This window comes from Paenibacillus sp. LjRoot56 (assembly GCF_964253335.1).
In the GTDB taxonomy this organism is placed as follows: Bacteria; Bacillota; Bacilli; order Paenibacillales; family NBRC-103111; genus Paenibacillus_E; species Paenibacillus_E allorhizoplanae.
The window spans coordinates 187,635-208,107 of sequence record NZ_CAXURV020000001.1; the positions used below are offsets into that span (position 1 = coordinate 187,635).

A 20,473-nucleotide genomic window follows, 5' to 3' on the forward strand; every position below is an offset into this window, starting at 1 on the left:
AAGTTTTTTTGTTATAAAAACTTATAACCAACGGGGCGACTTTTGAATCTACTTGCTCGGCGATCTCTGATTCTCTTTCGTGTAGCTTCGCGTCTATCACCTCGGCTACAAACTTAGTATACGACACTCTATACTACATTTCATTGATAAGTATTTTCCAAATGTGTGTCTCAATGCATTCTAAATTCATACCAAAAACAGCCCCATCACTTATTAGGTGACAGGGCTGTTTGTTTTAACTTCTACTTATGGAACCATCTTTTGTTGCTTCATAACGCGATATCCGATTATGGATGCTTGTGCGCGTGTAAGGAGCTCAGTTGGGTCAAATCGCACTGTTTCTTTCTTCTCTCCTGGAAGTAAAGTATTCGGAATGCCTTCAATTAACCCGGCTTTAGACACCGCCTCAACGGCAGGCCTTGAATAGGACTCGATTCTATCGCCATCCGTGAACGATTTTTGCAAAGTGGCCAGGGATTTATTCAGATCAGTATTCATTTTCATTTCAGCTGCTCTGGCGATCATTACAGCAGCGTCTTGGCGTGTAATGGATCCGCCTGGGTTAAATCGATTGCTCGCTTGACCACGAATAATACCCGCTCTCGCGGCTGTCTCAACATACTTATAGTCGTAGAGCATGCCTATCGCGTTATCAATTTTCAGAACATCTGAGAAAGTTGAGTTACCAGCATAGTTCAAAGGAAGCTTAAAGATCTTGACTAATACTTGAGCAAACTCGCCTCGTGTAATGTAATCATTCGGGCCAAATGAGAATGTAGTTTTCGCTCTCATTAAACCTTTGGAGTACAGTGTCTCGAGCTCATTTCTTGCGAATGAGTGCCCTGTCATATCATCGAAGCTACGATCCATATACATGACTTGATAGTAGCCGAACTTTCGGAATGGAACTGTGATCGTGTTGTTTTTTGTATCTACAACGCCGCCGAGGTTCCTCCAACCATAGTCTGTCGTATTAGAATAATTCGCATAAATATCATAGAAGAATACAGTGATGTACTTTCCGGCTTCTTGACGAATGGCTTGATCAAACTGCAGCGTCAATTCCCCATCTTGTGTAGGTACAACGATCTCGTCGTTTAGACGGTTAAAATAAGCTCTTCCTGAGTTCGTAGTGTCATACGGATCGACACCAGTGCCGTTAAGTCCTTTAGTTAAATCATCAGGTGTTGTTGTAGTTGAATTTGGTGCTGGAATGAAACCTGCATCCATATAGTAGAGATTACTTGCTGGATGGAAGGTATCTTCTACAACTTTGACACTAATTTTGGATTTATAATACCCATTCGGCACAGGAAATAATGCTTTATCCACTCGGCCATCATCTGTATCCGCGATACCAAACAATATCTTACGTCCTGTTGTAATATACTGATTGTTATTGCTATCCGGTACATTTCTCATTAACTTAGTGTCTTTAGGGAAAGATAGCTGTAGTCCACTATTAAAGAGTTTAAACTTAGTATTCATATTTTGAAGTGTAGCTGCACCCTGAACATTGGTATTGGTATTGAAAAGAATAAAACTACCACTCACCTTAGCCCCATTACGATTAATAGTAAACTTAATTTGATTTGCACCAGGCTTCAAATTAGTAACTTGATATAAATATTGATCTACGGAATTCACTGTACGTTTGGTTGCTTCATTCTTATCGAATAAAACACTATCTGCGTTCTCAGCTTCAATAATGATGTTATAAAAATCGCTATTGATGTTAGATTGTAACTCCCCTTTAGGATTCTTGATCAAGAGGGGTTGAACAACGGTGTAAGGAACATTCTGCCTTGTAATAGTAATAGACTTCGTTGCTGTGATATTTGAATTATTGGTGATTCTAAACTCAAAGACAACATCTGAGTCATCCAGCAATTTAAATGCTGTTGTTTTAAAATTTGTGCTACTAATTGATGTGAAATAATTAGCATTGCCAGCTGATGTCACTGATTGCGAATTAGCTGATTGGTCGATAACAGCAATCGAGCTGGAACTACCTATCGTTTGCTGATAAACCAACGCATCTCCCTTAGCATCCTTCGTATGCACAACCAACGTTAAAGCTTTGATTGGTGATGCCACTCCATTTGCATCTAGACTTGAATATAATCCGTCAAATGACACAGTACGTTGTGTCGTTGTATAAGTATCAGAGTCGCTGTTTGCGATAAATTGAATGCCTGATGTACCACTTTCCACTGGTTTAATAGCAGTAAATTGAGGTGCATCTGTTGAAAATAGATAGATGTCATACGACTGTTCCGTGATAAATACATTATTGACGTAAATTTTGAACTTCAACGTATTTTTACCTTCAACCATTACCTTCGTGAGATCAGCGTTAAAAGAAGTTAATGGCAAAGTGAAGGTATTCAGTGTTCCTGGAACTGTTGATGTTGAAGGTACTTTCCCAAATATCGCTTCAACAGTTCTGGAGTCAAGTGTATAGACACTTTCATTCATAGATACTTCTACTTTATTAACAGGTACCGCCGGGGCAGTTACTGGATCTTGATAGAAATTAACAAGTCTACCCGAAATACATGCTTCTGTAGCTCCACATGTTAGATTCTTGATATTCTTGATCGTCATACTGTTAGAGATATTATTAACTAAGACATAGGGAGCGTTACTTATGCTCAACTTATAATCGACTGTACTGTATCGCGTGGTTCCAGCAACGTCACTATAAAGCTCAATACTTAATTTCTTGTTGCCATCGGTTATGCCTTGTAACTTAAGATCATACTTAAATAACTGGGCTACGGAATCCCATGTCCCTACAATTGGATTTAGATCAGGGTAATAAACCCCATCAATCAGAGCCTTAATTGCAAGTGTTTTGTCATTTGCATAAACATGGATGTCAGATGGAAGCTCGTTAACTAGTGTTGCATCGGTTAGGCTAAGTTCATTTTCAATCGTTCCATTACTTATTGTTGATCTATCAATGTAAGGATGGCTAGGATCAACATATTTAAATTTATATTCTGTTATTACTGGAATTAGGCTATTGGTAACATCTCTAAATGTAAATGTTAGACGCTGCTCATTCGCCGCGACAGAAGTAATGTTAGGTATGGCAACCTTCAAGTCTTTGACCAGATATTCATTGTTACGAGTCAACGAATTATTTTTAGATGCAGAGTAGGTAACTCCTGACACCGTTGTGGGTAATAAGTCAACTCCTCCCAAATCAATTGTAGCCACGGAAGCGTCGTTAATTGCCACATCTACATAGCGGTATCGTAATGACCCTGATGCTTCCAAATCGCTTTTTACACTAGCTGTGAAAGTCAAAGCACTTGTTTGAAATGTTGGAATCGTAATTAAGTCTTTTTGAGGTAATAACGCGGCCGTATCCTGTATCTTTCCGTTAAAAGCAAACGGCTGTCCATTATCGTACCATAGTTTCTTAACTACTTGATATTTATTCGTATCATTGCTCGCAATGAAGTTAATAATGTTGTCACCTGGATTCAAACAGAAGCTAGTAACAGAAGCACACGTTGAAGAAGACTTGTTCTTGTCATCCCCAGTGAAATAAAAGTAACCATCATTACTTTTGAAGCCTTGTTTAGGCAGACTATCGCCAGTTAATGTAGCTTGAACAGCACTAGCGTTGGAAGCTTTTGTTTTAATTTGAATACCTGTTGTCCCTGCTTTCAAAGGACCACGGTCAATCGGATAGATCTTTCCTTCTTCCAGTTGAGCGTTATTTACCGTAATATCGGATAAATTGGTCGTTGGAGCATAGTACAACCAACCTGGTGCAGAAGCAATTGCGTTAGAATCTCCTAGATAAACGACGACTTTATTTAAACCTTCTGTTAACTGGATATTATCAAATTTCACAAGATTCGTTCCAGTAATAACCGCTTTGTTATTCTTCTCTGTTGTCACAGCGCCTGAATTAATATTCGTAATTTCGAAATAGATGGACGGAATCTGTGAATCTGTTACATTTGTTGTTTCTACATTTAATGTAAAAGGTAATTGCGTGATTCGTGTAACTAAGTTGTTATCCTTTGGCTTGGCTAAGGAGGTACCGGCATTATCGGTTTCCGTGTATAAGTTTTTGATAACTAGCGTTGAGGCTGCACTCGCTGTCATCGCAGGCATTAAACTAATCATCAAGGATATGATCAACAGTATGCTTGCTAGTTTGGTCTGTAATCGTTTCAAAACAATTTCCTCCTTATGTTATCTAAATGTGATTAGTTGTTTATGTATGGGACTGGTGTATCACTTATCAATTAACTAGATTTCGACAATCCCTCCCAAATTCTTCTATCATTCTACATGATTAGACGCGGCTAATCGCCAAAAGTTACTGTATATTACTTATCGGTTGATTGCAGGTAAATGTTTAGAGATAGAAAGGTTTTCCCTTAAAAAGTAAAAAACCCAGCCACAAGGGCTGGGTTAGATAAGTCATATGAAATGAGGTATAGGTTATTTTCCTACGCGATCACTCTGAACCTGCTTACCTACTAACCTTTGCAGGAAGTTGATCACAGGCTTGCGGCTTTTGCTAATAATACCGATAGCTTCTGCCCCGACAAGCATAACGAGGAACAATGCGACTATAATCATAATCAATCCCCAAGTAGAGTCTTGGGAAATAAATACTGAGCAGACCACCGCGCTACCACCGAAAATAGCAGCAATACCATAGATGATCAGGACGCTTGTACGATGGCTGAAGCCCATTTGCAATAAGCAGTGATGCAAGTGGCTTTTGTCCGGTGCCGAGATTGGCAGTTTATTCACATAACGGCGAAGCATCGCGAAGAAAGTATCAGATAAGGGCACGCCTAAAATCATAATCGGGATTAATAGTGAAACAACAGCAGCTTGCTTAAAGCCGAGAATCGAAAGTGTTGCAAGGGCGAAGCCCAAGAACAAAGCGCCGGAATCGCCCATGAAGATTTTGGCCGGATGGAAGTTAAAGAACATAAAACCTGAAATACTTCCTAACAAAATCACACAAAGTAAAATAACAGTTACGTTCCCCATCATCAGGGCAAGAATGAGAATCGTTGTTGTTGCGATGCCCGATACACCTGCTGACAAACCATCGAGGCCGTCAATCAAGTTAATCGCATTGGATACACCAACAATCCACAATATTGTAATCGGGATACTCAACCAGCCAATCGGCAGGTTCGTTTCACCAAATGGAATATTAACCAAGTCTATTTTGAGTCCAAAGGAAACAACGATACAGGCAGCAATAAGCTGTCCTAAAAGCTTCCATTTGGGAGATAATTGAAAGCGATCATCTAGAGCACCTGTGACAACAATCACAAAGCCTCCGAGCAGAAGTCCAAAAGCAGCATCTGAATTCACGGCATCAAGTGCTGGAGAGACGACGAAATAAGCTCCAACGAACGCGAGGAAAATCGCTAATCCTCCTAAACGCGGCATAATTCGCGTATGAACCTTCCGATGGTTGGGGGCATCAACAGCTCCTACCCAGAAGGCAAATTTTTTGACCAGGGGTGTCAGCAACAACGCCATAACGCACGCAGCAATAAACCCTATCGCATATAATCCATACATGTCTTCTTCACAGCTCCTCTTGTCATGGGTGGCAGGCCGGTGACCGCCGAAATGAATTATACTCCCATTCCGTCACAAATACTACTGCTAAATTCATCTGAAATGACCGTTTTCAGCCAATTTTCAAAGATATTTTCATGGTTTTGTGACGTTCTCTTTGTCGCGCATCACTTTCACTGCGAATTTCGGTAATAGAAGCATTCTCTTATAGCGCCACGGTTCCTGAAGAAGGCGGTAAAACCATTCCAGACGTAGTTTTTGAAAAAATTTAGGTGCTCGCTTTAGCTTGCCCGAAAGCACATCGAAACTTCCGCCAACTCCCATCATTACAGGCACACCCAGTTGTTCTTTATATTTCCCGATCCAAGGCTCTTGGTTCGCTGCCGCTCTACCTACGAGAAGCAGATCTGGCGCAGCATCTTTAATGGCTTGAATCACTTGCGCGTCTTCGGTATCGCCGAAATAGCCATCCCTTACTCCGACCAAGTTTACCTTCGGATAAGTCGTGCGAATTTTCTCAGCCGCGGCTTGAATAACTTCATTGGAAGCACCTAAAAGGTAGACCTTCCATGCCTTCTTCTCCCCGACCTTCATGAGTTCGTGGATTAAATCATAGCCAGGCACTCGTTCTGCGACAGGTTGACCGACGTGATTAGCGGCCCAAACAACGCCTGTTCCATCTGGCACGATCAACTCTGCGCACTGCATCATCTTCAAATAAGAAGGATCGTCCTGTGCGGCCATCACCATAATCGGATTAGCCGTAATAACCTGATGCGGCTGTTTTAACTCAATGACCTTTGTTAAGTAGTCAACGGTTTGTTTCATACTCATTTTGGAAATAGGCACACCGTAAATGCGCACTTTCGGTATAGCTTGCAAGGATGCCAGTGCTGCTGGCTGATTGGTAACAGAAGTAGAGCTCATTATATCTCTTCCTTATTATTGACGTTGTAGGTTGCATTTTGGTTGCTAGTTGGTGGAATGTGGATGAAAATCTATCTACTATTTCCTTTTGTAAAAGGAAATGATCCGCTGCGCGGGCAGCTGCGCTTGCGCCTTCAGCTGCTCAATGGCGGCGCTGCTCGACGCCGCCCACTGCTCGCGACCATCGAGGAGGCCCAGCGCCTCCTGCGTAAAGGCAGAAGCATCGAAGCGAGCTGTCGATGCGGCGGCTTTCATACCAAGCCTATGGAGGAACTGGTCGATCTTCGGATCGTACGAGATCCCCACCATAGGCACGAACTGCGAAGCTGCATAGATCAAAGAATGCAGCCTCATCCCGATCAGCAGGTCGCACGCCGCGACCTGCGCGAGCATATCCTGCGGATGCGTGATGCCACGCACCATCTCCGCACGACCACCGTGATCGCCCAATCGGTCGATCACGAACTGCGACGCCACCTCATCCGAGGGGAGGTGGAAGGGCAAGAACCGCAGCTGCACATCCGTGTGTGCTGCGAGCAGCTCTTGCAGGGACCGCGAGAGGGCTTCCAGCTCGGAGCGGTCCTCGTTCCAGAAGCGGACGGACACACCGATCGTCCGCACCGCCCCTGCAGACGCGCCATCACTCGGCGCGGCATCCATACCATCCCGGAGGGGCAAACCCATCACCGGGTCGGGCACGACCGTGATGCGCTCCCGCGGGAGACGCATCTTACCCAATAAGTCCGCGGACTCTGTATCGCGGACCGACACGAAGGCGCAGCGCTTGAACACGCTGCGGATCCAGCCGTAGAACATCGGCCGGCCCACCGGCCCGATGCCTTGCGAATAAATAAACGTTGGCTTCCCGAGCCATTGCGCAATTTTCAAGACAGCCAAGTAATACGGGATCGTCTTCGAGCTAGTGGCATCCTGCAATAAGCTGCCACCGCCGCTGATTAGCCCATCCGATTCGCGTAAAGCTCGCAATAACGTGCCTGGCTTCATCCGATGATAAGCCTTCACGCCATACATCTCTGTTGTTTTCGCTGGATTGGCCGAAAGCACGATAGGTTCAATCTGAATGCCCTGTGCCTGACCCTGCTCCTGCAAAGCGAACAAAATCGACTGCAGTACAGCCTCATCCCCGCTATTATCGAAACCGTAGTAGCCGGATAACGCTATTTTGACAATTGGGGCTGTACCCATCGTTTCCAACTCCTTGTGAGTATTTCCCAAGCTGCAATGAGAACTAACCCGATGATTGCACCTAGCACAAGTCCGTAGAAGATACGGATTAAGGAAATGTGCAGCGGTGTGTGCAGGTGAGCAAACGTATCCACTAAGGAAAGTTGACCAACGACACCGATGAACAGCAAGTACACGGCATGACGGTAACGAACGGACAAGTACGCACCCAGTACGAATATCGGATGAGCAACTAGGAATTCCTTCGTCCGCGGACGTACGCCTAATGTATTTTCTAAGAAGGAACGGAATAACTTCTCGATCGAAGAAGCTTGTCCTTCATTCCCTGTACGAGACAAGTAATAGAAGACTGCCGCAAGTCCAACGCCTGCGATCACGATCCACAACACACTTATATAGGAAGAAAGCAATCGGCGAATATTCGCGATCTTTTCCTTATACGTATTATTCTCACTAAAGAATAAGAGATACACACCAACTATGGCAATTGGTAGCAAATGCAGCATCCCAACCCCTCTAAACTGTTGAAGTACCAAGGAATACGTCACATGATTTAGCAACGCCACAACATAAACAATACCTATACAGGAAACAAGCGATGTTCGAAGCAGCTGCCATAACCCATAAGCCAGTCCTGATTTCCATTTCGCTGCAACACCTGATCTCACTGAGCGGATTGCCAGCATAACCGCAACACTAGGTGCACTAATAGCTGTCGCCAACGCAAGTCCTTGCGCGTACAAATTCGCCGAAAGCGTATGTAAAGCAACCAAACCTAGCAAGCCCACAACGAAGAATACAATCGTCAATTCAGGCAAGAAGAACGAAATCATCCATACGATCAAGCTCAGTCCGCCTAACAGCAAGAAGAATCGAGCAATCTTTTGCCAACCTGTAGTATGTACATCGAATGCCTCAGCTTGTCCTAACGTAAAGCCTACGTCTTGGATACGAGGAATTGCACCGTCTTTACCCTGCAAGGCTGCATAATAGGACGAAAGAGGATCAACAACCTTACCTTTATCTAAGCTTTTCACCGGTCTGGCATTCAGAAATACCATGCGGATATTACGATCCTTCACAGCCAATACAAGCCGATCTGACACACCTTGCACACGATCAGCAAGCTCAGCTTTTTTCAGCGGTTCTGTCAGTTTCTCGCCATCTTTCTCTGTAAAAGAGTGCAGGCGCACAACGTTGTAATTCGTTTGCTTAGCTAATGTACTGAACCCTTTTTGCGGCTCCTTCAATAACTCAATTGCTGCGAGTCCGATGCCGTTTTTATTAAGCAAATCAGCCATTTTATTCAAATTAACTTCTGTATCTTCTTCGGTATATCCAGGGACTTCATTCCCGTCCACGATGATGCGTTTGACACCAAGATCATGGAACTGCTTAAGCATAGCATCCATCTCATTGGTGTGGAACGGTCTACGATTCGCTAACCGCACAACGATTTGAAAACCTTGCTCTTTCAGCATTTGCAGCGTAATCGGGTCTGGATCCATCGCCTTAATAGAAGCATCATCCATGCTCATCTGAATGACGAGACCATTACGGTTTTTGAAGCTCCACGGCTTCACGCCCACTTGCAGATCCGCGAACGTTTTCTGGATAAGCGGCTCTAACTTCTGTTGCGTTTGGTTATCTGCGAACAGCACATACGTATAGTTCTCGCTAGGATTACCAAGTGTTTGAGTCAGCATAGCCGCGTCACGGGAGTTGTACATCTCAATGCGACGGCTCTCTTTGAACTCACCTAACGTGCTTTCGTAAACAGCCATAGAGCTTATGCCCGCGGCTTTCATGTTCTTCAACTCATTGTTCACAAAACTCTGTGGATTCGTCTGCACGTCAGCAATATCCAATAAATCACGATAGTCGAACACGAATTCAACTTGATTCGCCGACGTTTCGGTTTGGTGACGTGTATAAGCAAGCGGCAAGGAACACAGCATCCCCAAAATCACGATCCACCATAAAATATTTCTTAACGGGTTATTCCAGGTTTGATACAGATTCACCAGTTTGTCCACTCCTTAGGGCATTTTACTTTCCAATCCCTTATACACTCGAAAACCCCTCCGCCCCCAAACGCGGGGAATACGCCCAATACATGCTAGATTTCGTATCCAGCCATGTATTAGACGATCTATCCCTCACTTAGGTTCTGAAGAGGTTTTGTACACCTATTTCACTATCCGTCTACACGATTAAGCACGTATTGAATGATGCCATCTAGTTGCTGTGCAGCCTTAGGTCCTGTTGTTCCTTGGACTGCAAAATAAAATTTAATTTTCGGTTCTGTACCGGATGGACGTAAACAGAACCATGAACCATCCTCTAGTTTGAACTTAAGAACGTTCTCCCGAGGTAAGCCATTAATCCCTTGTGCGTAGTCCTCAACCGCGATTACACGTGTACCGCTGATCTCAGTTGGCGGATTTGTTCTCCAAGCTTCCACCATGCGGCCAATTTGTTCTACGCCGTCTTTCCCTTTAAGGGTTCTAGATTCCAGTTTTTCCAAAAAGTAACCAAAGGATTCGTACAGCTCTTGCAGGACCTCATAGAGGGTTTTGCCTTGCTTCTTATAGTAAGCCGCAGCTTCCGCAATTAACATAGCCGCGATGACTGCATCTTTATCTCTTGCATAATCGCCAGCCAAGTAACCATAGCTCTCTTCATAGCCAAACAAGTAAGTGTATTCACCTGTTTTCTCGAATTGCGACATTTTTTCACCGATATACTTAAAACCCGTTAAGGTATTCAGTGTGGGAATTCCATAGTGATTCGCGATAACTGCGCCCATCTCACTCGTTACGATCGTTTTGATCACAACACCGTTAGCTGGAAGGGTTCCACGCTCTTTCATACTCGACAATAGATAGTTCACAATAATCGCACCGGATTGATTGCCCGATAACACGACATACTCACCATTCGGATCCTTCACGACGGCACCCATGCGATCAGCATCCGGATCGGTTCCGATAATAATATCGGCATTCCATTCCTTCGCTTGTGCAATTGCTAGCGTAAACGCTTCGCGCTCTTCTGGGTTCGGCGATTTGACGGTAGAGAATTGTGCATCTGGCAGTTCTTGCTCAGCAACAACCCGCACTTGCTCGAAGCCAACAGCCTTCAGAACTTCGCGTACCGGTATATTCCCTGCGCCATGCAGCGGAGTGAAAATCACACGGAAATCATCGCTGATTTCCTTAATGACGTCTGGATTTTGACTAACGGCCGTAACCGCTTGTATGTAAGCCTGATCGACATCTTCGCCTAACCATGCGAGAAGCCCTTGCGCTTCCGCTTCTTGCTGAGACAACTTCTTCACTTTATCAAAGGTATTGATGCTCTGTACGTGATCAATAACCTGCTCTGCAAACTCAGGCACCAATTGCCCACCGTCTGCACCGTACACTTTATAACCATTATATTCCGGTGGATTATGGCTCGCTGTGACAACCACACCCGCTGTCGCTCCTAAGTATCTGACGGCAAAAGAAAGCTGCGGAGTGGCATGCAGTGTCTGGAACAGATAGGCTTTAATCCCATTACCCGCAAAAACAAGCGCGGATTCCAGTGCGAACTCAGGTGACATATGGCGGGAATCATACGCTAGAACGATTGACGGATTAGCCGCGCCTGTTCCGTTTACATATTGCGCTAAGCCTTGACTGGCACGACCCACGGTGTACACATTGATACGATTGGTACCCGCGCCAATGACCCCACGGAGACCGCCTGTCCCAAATTCAAGATCTTTATAAAAGCGATCCTCGATTTCTCTCTCATCTTCCCGAATTGCTTGAAGTTCTTGCTTCGTTTGCTCATCGACAGCTGGATCTTGGAGCCATAATTGATACTCTGTTTGCACACGCGTCATCGTCGTAGGTTCATCTCCTTTATATGTATGGGCTATTTATTAGCAAGGGCGAACATAAGCTCACCTTCGACTACCACTTTGTCGCCAACTTTAGCCACAGCTTGACCTTTAACAATAGTGCCTTTTACCCGTGTGATGGTCATTTCTAAGGTAAGTGTATCTCCAGGTACAACTTGCTGACGCCAGCGAATGCCATCTGCACCTGCGAATAGGCCGATTTTGCCTTTATATTCAGGCATGGACAGTACGGCTACAGCACCAACTTGTGCTAAAGCTTCAACAATCAAAACCCCCGGCATAACCGGATAACCAGGAAAATGTCCTGCAAAGAATGGTTCATTGATCGTAACATTTTTAATTCCTACAGCTCTAACCCCTTCTTCTACCTCCAAAATACGGTCAACTAGAAGGAAAGGCGGGCGGTGAGGAATGATCTCTTGAATTTGATTTATATCTAGCATGTTGCGTTCGTGCTCCTTTCGATTACTTGTATAAAATACAAGGGAATTACTTACAATAGGGAGGTCCCTTCATATCCTGCAGAAGTGAAGGTTCATATAAGGGGAGCTTATGTAACGGTCTGTATGACAGACCCCTACATAGGCTCTTTTTCATTTTGCCCATAACCGTTATTTCGCTCGAGCCCCACGATTTAATAGAAGGAACTGGAAAATATAAATGAATGACGTTAAGAAAGAGACCCCAATCACATACCACAAATAGGTGATGGCAAAGGTAAATTCAAACACAATAAAGAGGATGGCGAAATAGTAGAGTACCGTCGTTAGCTTCCCCATAACGTTCGCTGGAACGGTCAGTTTGCCTCTGAAATGAAAGAAGGCGGAGCCAATAATCATGCCTGCATCACGGATGAACATAGCCACTGCTGCCTGCCAAGGAATCATCTCTGAGATGAGGAGGGAGAGGATGACCGCAATCATCATGCACTTGTCAGCAAGTGGATCTAACATCACACCCATCGGGGTAATCAGCTTGCGCGTTCTAGCGATATAGCCATCTAGAATATCCGTTAATCCAGCTACAAGTAGAATGATGAAGGAGGTTCGGATGTGGCCATTGAAAAAAAGCACGAGGTACACGGGGATTAGTACAAACCTGCTGATCGTGAGCATGTTCGGTATATTCAAGGTACTCCTCCTGCGCCTAAGTATCCGATCCGAAATTTCAATATTTGGTAGATAAAGTCTTTCTTCATTATACAACTGCTCTTACAAAAATAAAACTCCCATACGGGAGTTCGATTAATTCGCAAAAACGAGATCGTATAAATGCCGCCATGTGCTAATATGTAAGATTTCTGATGAAGGTTGATTCCCAAACTTCGTGTAGCCCACCCATAGACCAATATAGATCGCTGCAATGGCCAGCACGGGAATACGTACAATTTTGAAAATAAGCCATAGGATCTTCTGCCATTTCGGCCTTGGCTTCTTCTTGACTGGAGCTGGCTTGTCTGCCATCGAGCCTATCCCTACCTTTCTACGATCATGCACGTAAATTGTTAGCCATGTTCATCATCTGATCGGAGGATGTGATGGCCCGGGAATTCAGCTGTAAAGCACGTTGGACAATAACCAGGTCCGTCATTTCATCCGAGAGTGTCACATTGGATTGTTCCAGAAAGCCCTGCATTAAGCTAACGCGAGTCGCTTCTGTTGCAGCCACGCCGTTCACATCTTGCAAGATATTCGCTTTCTCAGCCTCAGTAATCCCCGTTGGAAGTGTGTATAAATTATCCCCCACATCTTGAAGAAGCTGCGGTCGTACGACACGCACCAGCTTGATTTGACCTAAAGTTACGGGCGCAGCAGCTGGATCCTGTTCATTGTAGCCTTTAATCGTACCGTCTTGCTCAACGACTGGCCGAGTCCCTGATGGTACATTAATCGGGCTTCCATCGATATCGGAGATATAATGGCCCTCTTTCGTCGTAAGAACCGTCCCACCCTGTCCGTCTGGCGTTAAGCTGAATGCCCCGTTACGTGTCCATGCGGGCTGGAATACTTGATCACCATTATCGTCCACCTTGCTGACGGCTACTTCAAACAAGCCATCGCCTTGAATGGCGAAGTCGGTTGTATTACCTGTCGGCTGAATCGGCCCTTGCGCCAAATTCGTCTGAATTTGCACAAGCCTCGATCCCCAGCCTTGGTTAAATCCGAGCGGCGAGAAGCGGCCTTGCTGACGGAACCCTTCAGGCTGCGCTTGCACATTCGTCAACACGTCCTCGAAGGAGGCTTCCTTCTTCTTAAAGCCGTTTGTATTCACATTTGCTATGTTATTGGAGAGAATATCCAGCTTTTGCTGTAAGCTGTGCATGGATACCGATGAGTTGATCATGGAATTGTTCATGGCTGGCTCCTTCGCAAGCTAGATTTAGACGCGTCCTACTTCATTTGCTGCTTTGTCCATACTTTTGTCATACGATTGGATCACTTTCTGATTCGCCTCATAGGCGCGCAGCGCCGACATCATATCCACCATAGATTGCGCGGAATCCACGTTCGATCGCTCGATAAAACCTTGGCGCACTTCAACTTGATCACCTGGCGCTACTTGCGAGATCGTCGCTTCATCTCCTGGATTAATACGCAATAACCCATTCCCCTCACGGAGCAATAGATTCGGATTCTCTGCACGTGAAAGCATCAAACCGATCGGCGCGCCAGCCGCATCCAGAATCGGGCGTCCGTCGCTATCCATGAACTCGCCCTTAGCCGTTACTTTGAAATTGGAGATCGGTTGCCCGGCTCCATCCAACAAGACCAAGGGTTGTCCATCTCGGCCCAATACTTGTTCGCCATTAGCATTAACAAGCTGACCTCCTGCATCGACAGTGAACTTCCCGTTTAAGGAGTAACGCTGCTCGCCATTCGGGTTCAAGACGGTAAATAGTGCCTGCGGTTGAAACGTTCGCTCCCCTTCTGCATTTACGTATTTACCCGTTGCATCAAATGCAATTCCCGGTAATTGAATGTTGGAGACCAATGCGAAATCGAAGGGATTCTGCGTTTCCTGCAGATCGCCTTGGGTGTGAACGGAGATACTCTCCTCCGAAAACACACCTAAGCTCATCCTCCCAAGTGGTGCTGGAGAGGCACCTTGTCCACCGCGAATCGTAGCGATCAGCATTTCTGGAAACGAACGCGACAAGGCATTACCCTGTTTAAAACCTGGGGAATTCAAGTTGGCAATATTATTCGTTATGGTATCGTGTCTGCGTTGCTCAGAAATCATCCCTGCCGCCGCGGTATACAGTCCTCTTAACATCTAGTCACCTCTTAGATAGGTTATCTCATTAAAATTTACGTTTGGTTACTTTATCTAAATTATCCAACATAATCCCCGTGCCTTTAACAACGCAAGACATTGGATCTTCAGCGATAAGTACAGGCACTTTCAACTCATCCGCAAGCAATTGATCAAGCCCATGCAATAATGCACCGCCGCCTGTCAGAATGACGCCACGGTCAATAATATCCGCAGACAACTCAGGTGGTGTCCGCTCGAGTACGCTCTTCGCCGCTGTGACGATGGAATAAACCGGATCCCATAGCGCTTCCTGTACCTCACTGGAGTGAATGGTAATCGTCAATGGAAGTCCAGAAACCATATCTCTTCCGCGAATATCCATCTCTTGATCACGCCCATGTGGATATACCGTTCCAATTTTCAACTTAATATCTTCGCTAGTCCGTTCACCGATCAACAGCTTGTACTTATTTTTGATATACTTCATGATCGCTGTATCGAACTTGTCGCCAGCGATCTTGATGGAAGAGGAGGTGACGATGTCGCCCATGGATAACACGGCAACATCCGTCGTCCCCCCGCCAATATCAACAACCATGTTACCGCTAGGCTGGAAGATGTCCATACCAGCGCCGATTGCCGCTGCCTTCGGTTCTTCTTCCATGAATACCTCTCGGGCACCGCTGCGCTCAGCTGCTTCGCGAATCGCTTTCTGCTCAACTGAGGTAATGTTGGTAGGGGCGCAGATCAGTATTCTCGGATGAGAATACCAATTCTTGCCCCCAATTTTCGCAATGAAATGCTTCAACATCATTTCCGTAATATCAAAATCCGCGATAACACCATCCTTAAGAGGACGAATCGCAATAATGTTACCAGGTGTTCTACCTACCATGCGGAAGGCTTCTTCTCCAACAGCCAACACACGTTTCGTATCGCTTTCAATCGCGACTACGGATGGCTCATCAAGCACAACTCCGCGACCTTTTACATGAATAAGCACATTTGCCGTGCCGAGATCTATTCCAATATCCTTGCTGAACATTTCTAATTAATCCTCCCTAAACCTACCGTCCATCCCGTGAAGAATCGGCGCTCTGATATACAGTTCTAATTATAAGCTAAATTCGCTATAAATGCATGTTTTCCTCTTTTTCCGTGAAATTTCGACACGACCAGTTATAGGAAACACAGGAAACATCTCGGGATGAAGGGTATCTTAGGACTTAACCGTAACCAGGATTTCGGAAAGCTTAGGATTACGGGTCTTACGATACTTAATTTTTGTCGCTTCTCCTCCCCTAAGGTGCCGAATTGACTTGTGATACTCCAAAATGTGCTTCACCTGATTGGCCAGGTCTGGGTTGATTTCCGGTAGTCTTTCCGTCAAATCCTTATGCACTGTGCTTTTGGAAACGCCGAATTCCTTAGCAATGGTGCGAACCGTATTCTTGGTCTCGACGATACAGGTACCAATCTTAATGGTTCGCTCTTTGATGTAATCGTGCACTCCCCTCGCCTCCCTACTCGAGATAGTTTGGTAAAGTATATGAGGGGCATGACTAGATATTCTACGTAACCAAGCCTGACAAGCTCATTTCCCATATTTATTTTCAAAATAATAACAAGAAACCAGCTTTTGGCGCCCAAACCGGTCAAATGTGCAAGAAAAATGTGAAAAAGCAGCAGGAATATACCCGCTGCCGTTCACTGTATGTAGGCTTTAGCCCCATGTATCGTAATGCTCGAAATGCTGCTTATTGCTTGACGTTCAAGAGGTTTTCTGGGTTAACGGCTGCATTGTCGCTAACTTGACGTACTTCAAAGTGTAAATGCACGCCATCTTCCTTCTCGAAATCGTTGCTGCCTGCTTTGGCGATGATATCGCCTTTCTTCACTTCTGCACCCTTCGTTACCTTCACATCAGATAAACTTTGGTAAATACTGATTAAACCGTTGCTGTGTGTAATCTCAACTAGCTTACCTACAACAGGGCTTTGCTCAACGGCTGTAACTTTACCACCTAGTGCCGCAAGTACATCGAATGCTGCGCCATCTTTAGCTTTCAAGTCAATTGCCGTGTGCGGTGTCAGTTGATCGAGGTATTCGATCATGGCCGCTGCCTTCACATCGTTGGATGCATTCGTGTCATAGTAAGGAATTGCCACTTCGACTGCAGCTCTGTCTTTCACAGGCCATTGCATGGCTTCCGTGGTTCCGTTAACCGCGAGAGCCCCATCATGTGGTGCTTTCGGATTATCGGTTTGTTCGCTACTGCTAACCTTAAGACCCGGATCATCTAGGCTGACTGTTTTCGTTCCTGCTCCCTGGTACACCCACATTAAGGTTAAGATAATTGCTGCTGCTGCCACATACGTCGCTGGGAATACCCATTTCTTAGCAAGCAACCTCTTCCATGCAGATGTTGGACCTTGTGCTCCTTGAACAGTTTTAGGAGCTTCTTCTTTCTGAAAACCTTTGTTATTATCACTCATGGTTATCACCTCATCAACCATTCTTGACACTTTACAAGGTTTTATACTTCCAGAAAGATATTTTTATAGAAACATTACAAGTTTACGATTTGCCCAGAAAAGAAGCTGCATTTTCAATAGAGATGCCCGTGTAATAATAGGTTACGATCTCCTCCGCGGTTTTCCCTTCTTTCGCCATACCGTTGGCGCCCCATTGACTGAGACCTACTCCGTGGCCGTATCCGAACGTAGTAATCGTGATTTGAGCGCCCGCCCATTTCCAAGCGAATTGAGAGGATGCTAGACCTAGCTTCTCTCTTACTTCGCGACCTGTGAATACCTTGCCTCCTATCGTCATGCTTTTAATCCGATGTCCAGTAGACCAAGAGAGTACTTTCATCCCTTTGGCACTGGTATCTGTCGTTGAGATACTAGCTACACCTAACTTCTGAAGCATCGTCTTATAGCTAATCGTGACACTTTCTTGATAGCGAGAGGACAGCTTAATATCCCATGGACTAGGTACGCTGCGTAAATAAGGACTTGCGAACGGCCAATATTCTTCCGAATTCTCGGTATACCCATTGCTTGTTGAGAAAAAAGTCGCGTTGATCGGTACATGTCCATAAGTAAGTATCTTATCTTTGGTCTCATTGACGGCTCTATCAATTTTGGCCATATTCGTTTCGTACTTGGTCTTGTCCCACTTCGTCCTAAGCTCTTGATCCGTCAGATAGGCTTGATGGGCTGTCGTGTCTGTCACTAGCGCATCATTCACGGGCATATTGCTATAATCCTTCTCTATGACTCTACGCACAACATAGGTTCTCGCAGCCATCGCTTGCGCCTTGAGTGCCTCTAACTCGAAATCTACGGGCATTTCGGCAGCTAGCACACCTCTTACATACTGTTCTAGTGGAACGGTTTGCACGATGGCCTGCTTCGTCAAATACACGGGAATCATCAACCCTTGTTGACCGCTAGTCTCTTGCAAAGTTGTGCCTTCAATGGGGATCGGGTACACCTCGTCGGTCGGAATCTTCTTGACTAGCAATCCTGGCACGATGATAGTGACACACAACATGGAAGATAAGCAAACAGCCATCCACAGGATGACTTCTTTTCTGAGTACGCGTTTCTTTTTGAACATATGTCTGAGCAGCCTCCATTAGCGCGTTTACTAGCAGCAATTTTGGTATGTCTTAGCTTATGAGAGGGGTTGCTAGAATAGAACACGAACGAGGCAGGTAAGTAAGTTGATAGGATCTAGTTGCGGGTAGGTATAGAGGTAGACTCAAAAAAAAGAACCATCAGGTCCGTTCCCTGATGGTTCCTCTCGTCTTACGCTAGCGTCGGCTGGATATTGAAAAATCCAAGCTCCGCCACTTCTTGCTCAATTTCTTGTGGGACCGAGCGATAGATATCGGCACCTAGTTCACGCAGAACGTCAGTGATATCGACATAGCCACGATCAATGTGATGGACACCCGTAATCTCCGTCTCACCCTCAGACGCCAATGCCGCGAGAATGAGCGCTGCACCAGCTCTCAGGTCTGTTGCACATACCTTAGCACCACGCAGTTTGGAATTACCGCTTACGATCGCTGTGCGACCGTCCACTTTAATGTTTGCATTCATATTCGCGAATTCTTCCACATGCATGAAACGGTTCTCGAACACAGTCTCCGTTACAAGGCTCGTTCCGTCCGCTACCATCAACAGTGCCATCATTTGCGACTGCATGTCGGTTGGGAAGCCAGGATACGGCAACGTTTTCACGTCTACCGCACGCAACGGACCTGTAGCTCGAACGCGAATGCCGTTCTCATCTTCTTCAATCGTTACACCCATTTCCTGCATTTTGGAAATGACAGGACGAAGGTGGTCTCCAATCGCGCCCTCCATATACAACTCACTGCCTGTAATAGCTGCAGCGATCATGTATGTGCCGGCTTCTACGCGATCTGGGATCACCGTATGTACGCAACCACGAAGCTTCTCTACACCCTCAATACGAATAACACCCGTTCCCGCACCGCGGATCACAGCGCCCATCGCATTCAGGTAATTAGCCAAATCAACAATTTCCGGCTCTTTTGCCGCATTTTCAATCGTTGTCGTACCTTCCGCAAGCGTTGCAGCCATCATAATGTTCTCGGTTGCACCTACACTGGCGACATCCAAATAAATCTTGGCACCCTTCAGGCGCCCTTTCACTTTAGCTTCGATATAGCCTTGGCCTAGTTCAATATCGGCACCCATCGCTTCAAAGCCTTTAAGATGCTGGTCAATCGGTCTTGTGCCAATCGCACAACCGCCAGGAAGCGAAATTCTCGCTTGACCCAACCTAGCTAACAAAGGACCCATCACGAGGAAAGAGGCTCTCATTTTACGGACTAGATCATAGGAAGCTTCACAGGTATTAATCTGCCCAGCTCTTACTCGAATCACCTGACGGTTGTATTCGACTTCAATTCCTAAGCTTTGTAATACTTTATTAATGACTAGTACATCGTCAAGGGGAGGCGCATCATGGATGACGCTTTCACCTTCCGACCCCAGAATGGAAGCCGCAATAATCGGCAGTACCGCATTCTTTGCTCCGTTGATTTTTACATTGCCAGCTAGCTTTCGGCCACCGCGGACGATAATTTTGCTCATCATGGTCCCTCCGCGCACTTATTTTAAAAGACAGGTTTTGCACATTTCCTAAGTTTATCATTTGGAGCCACATAGTTACAACTGTGTTCTTTTGGCAGTCAGAGATGCCCTACATAGAGTTCGAAGCGTCATGTGATTTTCATTCCGTTCTATTATCCATTGTTGACAACAAACTTCCGCATTATTCGGAAAATCGCATTAAAACATCTTACTGAAGCTCATCGAGAGACCTAAATACTGAATGAAAAACCCTGCAACCAGCTGCCCGAGTCCGATCGAAAGTAAAATTTGCAGCATAATCGCTTGTGCGCCTTTGGGCCTTCGCAGCAAAACATCAAAGCGGAACGCTTGCAGCGACCACCACGCCAACCCGATGCAAAGAATATAGACAGCTATACTAGCCATGTTCATCAACGACGCGTATTGCGCCACTTCACTCCATTTGTCCGTCTCGCCCATA

The 20,473-nt window shown here is 45.4% G+C and carries 17 protein-coding genes; all 17 read right to left on the bottom strand.

The features are described 5' to 3' along the window. Positions 1 to 246: 246 nt before the first annotated feature. Positions 247 to 4,200 carry an S-layer homology domain-containing protein gene (locus ACSQ8O_RS00830; RefSeq protein WP_436240103.1) on the bottom strand — a complete coding sequence of 1,318 codons (3,954 nt, stop codon included), beginning with the start codon at positions 4,198 to 4,200 and terminating at the stop codon, positions 247 to 249. A gap of 270 nt (positions 4,201 to 4,470) precedes the next feature. Beyond that, a complete protein-coding gene (locus tag ACSQ8O_RS00835; protein WP_056611602.1) occupies positions 4,471 to 5,580 on the bottom strand; it encodes a glycosyltransferase family 4 protein in 1,110 nt (369 codons plus the stop codon). A 135-nt stretch (positions 5,581 to 5,715) separates the two neighbouring features. Then, a complete protein-coding gene (locus ACSQ8O_RS00840; protein WP_436240104.1) occupies positions 5,716 to 6,507 on the bottom strand; it encodes a WecB/TagA/CpsF family glycosyltransferase in 792 nt (263 codons plus the stop codon). A 78-nt stretch (positions 6,508 to 6,585) separates the two neighbouring features. Further along, positions 6,586 to 7,713, bottom strand: a complete 1,128-nt coding sequence (gene csaB, locus ACSQ8O_RS00845) for a polysaccharide pyruvyl transferase CsaB (RefSeq protein WP_436240105.1) — start codon at positions 7,711 to 7,713, stop codon at positions 6,586 to 6,588. Continuing rightward, complete coding sequence (locus tag ACSQ8O_RS00850; RefSeq protein WP_436240106.1) at positions 7,686 to 9,737, bottom strand: DUF5693 family protein; 2,052 nt, start codon at positions 9,735 to 9,737, stop codon at positions 7,686 to 7,688. The genes csaB and ACSQ8O_RS00850 overlap by 28 nt, the downstream gene beginning before the upstream one ends. A gap of 173 nt (positions 9,738 to 9,910) precedes the next feature. Next, a complete protein-coding gene (locus tag ACSQ8O_RS00855; RefSeq protein ID WP_436240107.1) occupies positions 9,911 to 11,605 on the bottom strand; it encodes a phospho-sugar mutase in 1,695 nt (564 codons plus the stop codon). Positions 11,606 to 11,637: 32 nt separating this feature from the next. Further along, positions 11,638 to 12,066 carry a 3-hydroxyacyl-ACP dehydratase FabZ gene (gene fabZ, locus ACSQ8O_RS00860; RefSeq protein WP_029195635.1) on the bottom strand — a complete coding sequence of 143 codons (429 nt, stop codon included), beginning with the start codon at positions 12,064 to 12,066 and terminating at the stop codon, positions 11,638 to 11,640. Between the two features lie 168 nt (positions 12,067 to 12,234). After that, on the bottom strand, positions 12,235 to 12,753 hold the full coding sequence (locus tag ACSQ8O_RS00865; protein WP_236290457.1) for a CDP-alcohol phosphatidyltransferase family protein: 519 nt from the start codon (positions 12,751 to 12,753) through the stop codon (positions 12,235 to 12,237). Positions 12,754 to 12,867: 114 nt separating this feature from the next. Further along, positions 12,868 to 13,119 (bottom strand): DNA-directed RNA polymerase subunit beta, encoded by a 252-nt coding sequence (locus tag ACSQ8O_RS00870; RefSeq protein ID WP_436240108.1) that lies wholly within the window; start codon positions 13,117 to 13,119, stop codon positions 12,868 to 12,870. Then, positions 13,112 to 13,966: a flagellar hook-basal body protein gene (locus ACSQ8O_RS00875; RefSeq protein WP_436240109.1), complete on the bottom strand. Its 855-nt coding sequence runs from the start codon at positions 13,964 to 13,966 to the stop codon at positions 13,112 to 13,114. The genes ACSQ8O_RS00870 and ACSQ8O_RS00875 overlap by 8 nt, the downstream gene beginning before the upstream one ends. A gap of 36 nt (positions 13,967 to 14,002) precedes the next feature. Continuing rightward, complete coding sequence (locus ACSQ8O_RS00880) at positions 14,003 to 14,896, bottom strand: flagellar hook-basal body protein (protein WP_436240110.1); 894 nt, start codon at positions 14,894 to 14,896, stop codon at positions 14,003 to 14,005. A 28-nt stretch (positions 14,897 to 14,924) separates the two neighbouring features. Next, complete coding sequence (locus ACSQ8O_RS00885; RefSeq protein ID WP_057313423.1) at positions 14,925 to 15,923, bottom strand: rod shape-determining protein; 999 nt, start codon at positions 15,921 to 15,923, stop codon at positions 14,925 to 14,927. Positions 15,924 to 16,097: 174 nt separating this feature from the next. Then, positions 16,098 to 16,388 carry a sporulation transcriptional regulator SpoIIID gene (gene spoIIID / locus ACSQ8O_RS00890; protein ID WP_056611628.1) on the bottom strand — a complete coding sequence of 97 codons (291 nt, stop codon included), beginning with the start codon at positions 16,386 to 16,388 and terminating at the stop codon, positions 16,098 to 16,100. Between the two features lie 247 nt (positions 16,389 to 16,635). Next, a complete protein-coding gene (locus ACSQ8O_RS00895) occupies positions 16,636 to 17,373 on the bottom strand; it encodes a M23 family metallopeptidase (protein ID WP_056611631.1) in 738 nt (245 codons plus the stop codon). Between the two features lie 82 nt (positions 17,374 to 17,455). Continuing rightward, the gene (gene spoIID, locus ACSQ8O_RS00900) at positions 17,456 to 18,502 is read right to left on the bottom strand and encodes a stage II sporulation protein D (protein ID WP_436240111.1); all 1,047 of its coding nucleotides are present in this window, start codon (positions 18,500 to 18,502) and stop codon (positions 17,456 to 17,458) included. A 191-nt stretch (positions 18,503 to 18,693) separates the two neighbouring features. Next, positions 18,694 to 20,013 (bottom strand): UDP-N-acetylglucosamine 1-carboxyvinyltransferase, encoded by a 1,320-nt coding sequence (murA, locus tag ACSQ8O_RS00905; RefSeq protein WP_171633436.1) that lies wholly within the window; start codon positions 20,011 to 20,013, stop codon positions 18,694 to 18,696. A gap of 198 nt (positions 20,014 to 20,211) precedes the next feature. Then, the gene (locus tag ACSQ8O_RS00910) at positions 20,212 to 20,472 is read right to left on the bottom strand and encodes a DUF1146 family protein (protein ID WP_063795496.1); all 261 of its coding nucleotides are present in this window, start codon (positions 20,470 to 20,472) and stop codon (positions 20,212 to 20,214) included. Between the last annotated feature and the right edge of the window lies 1 nt (position 20,473).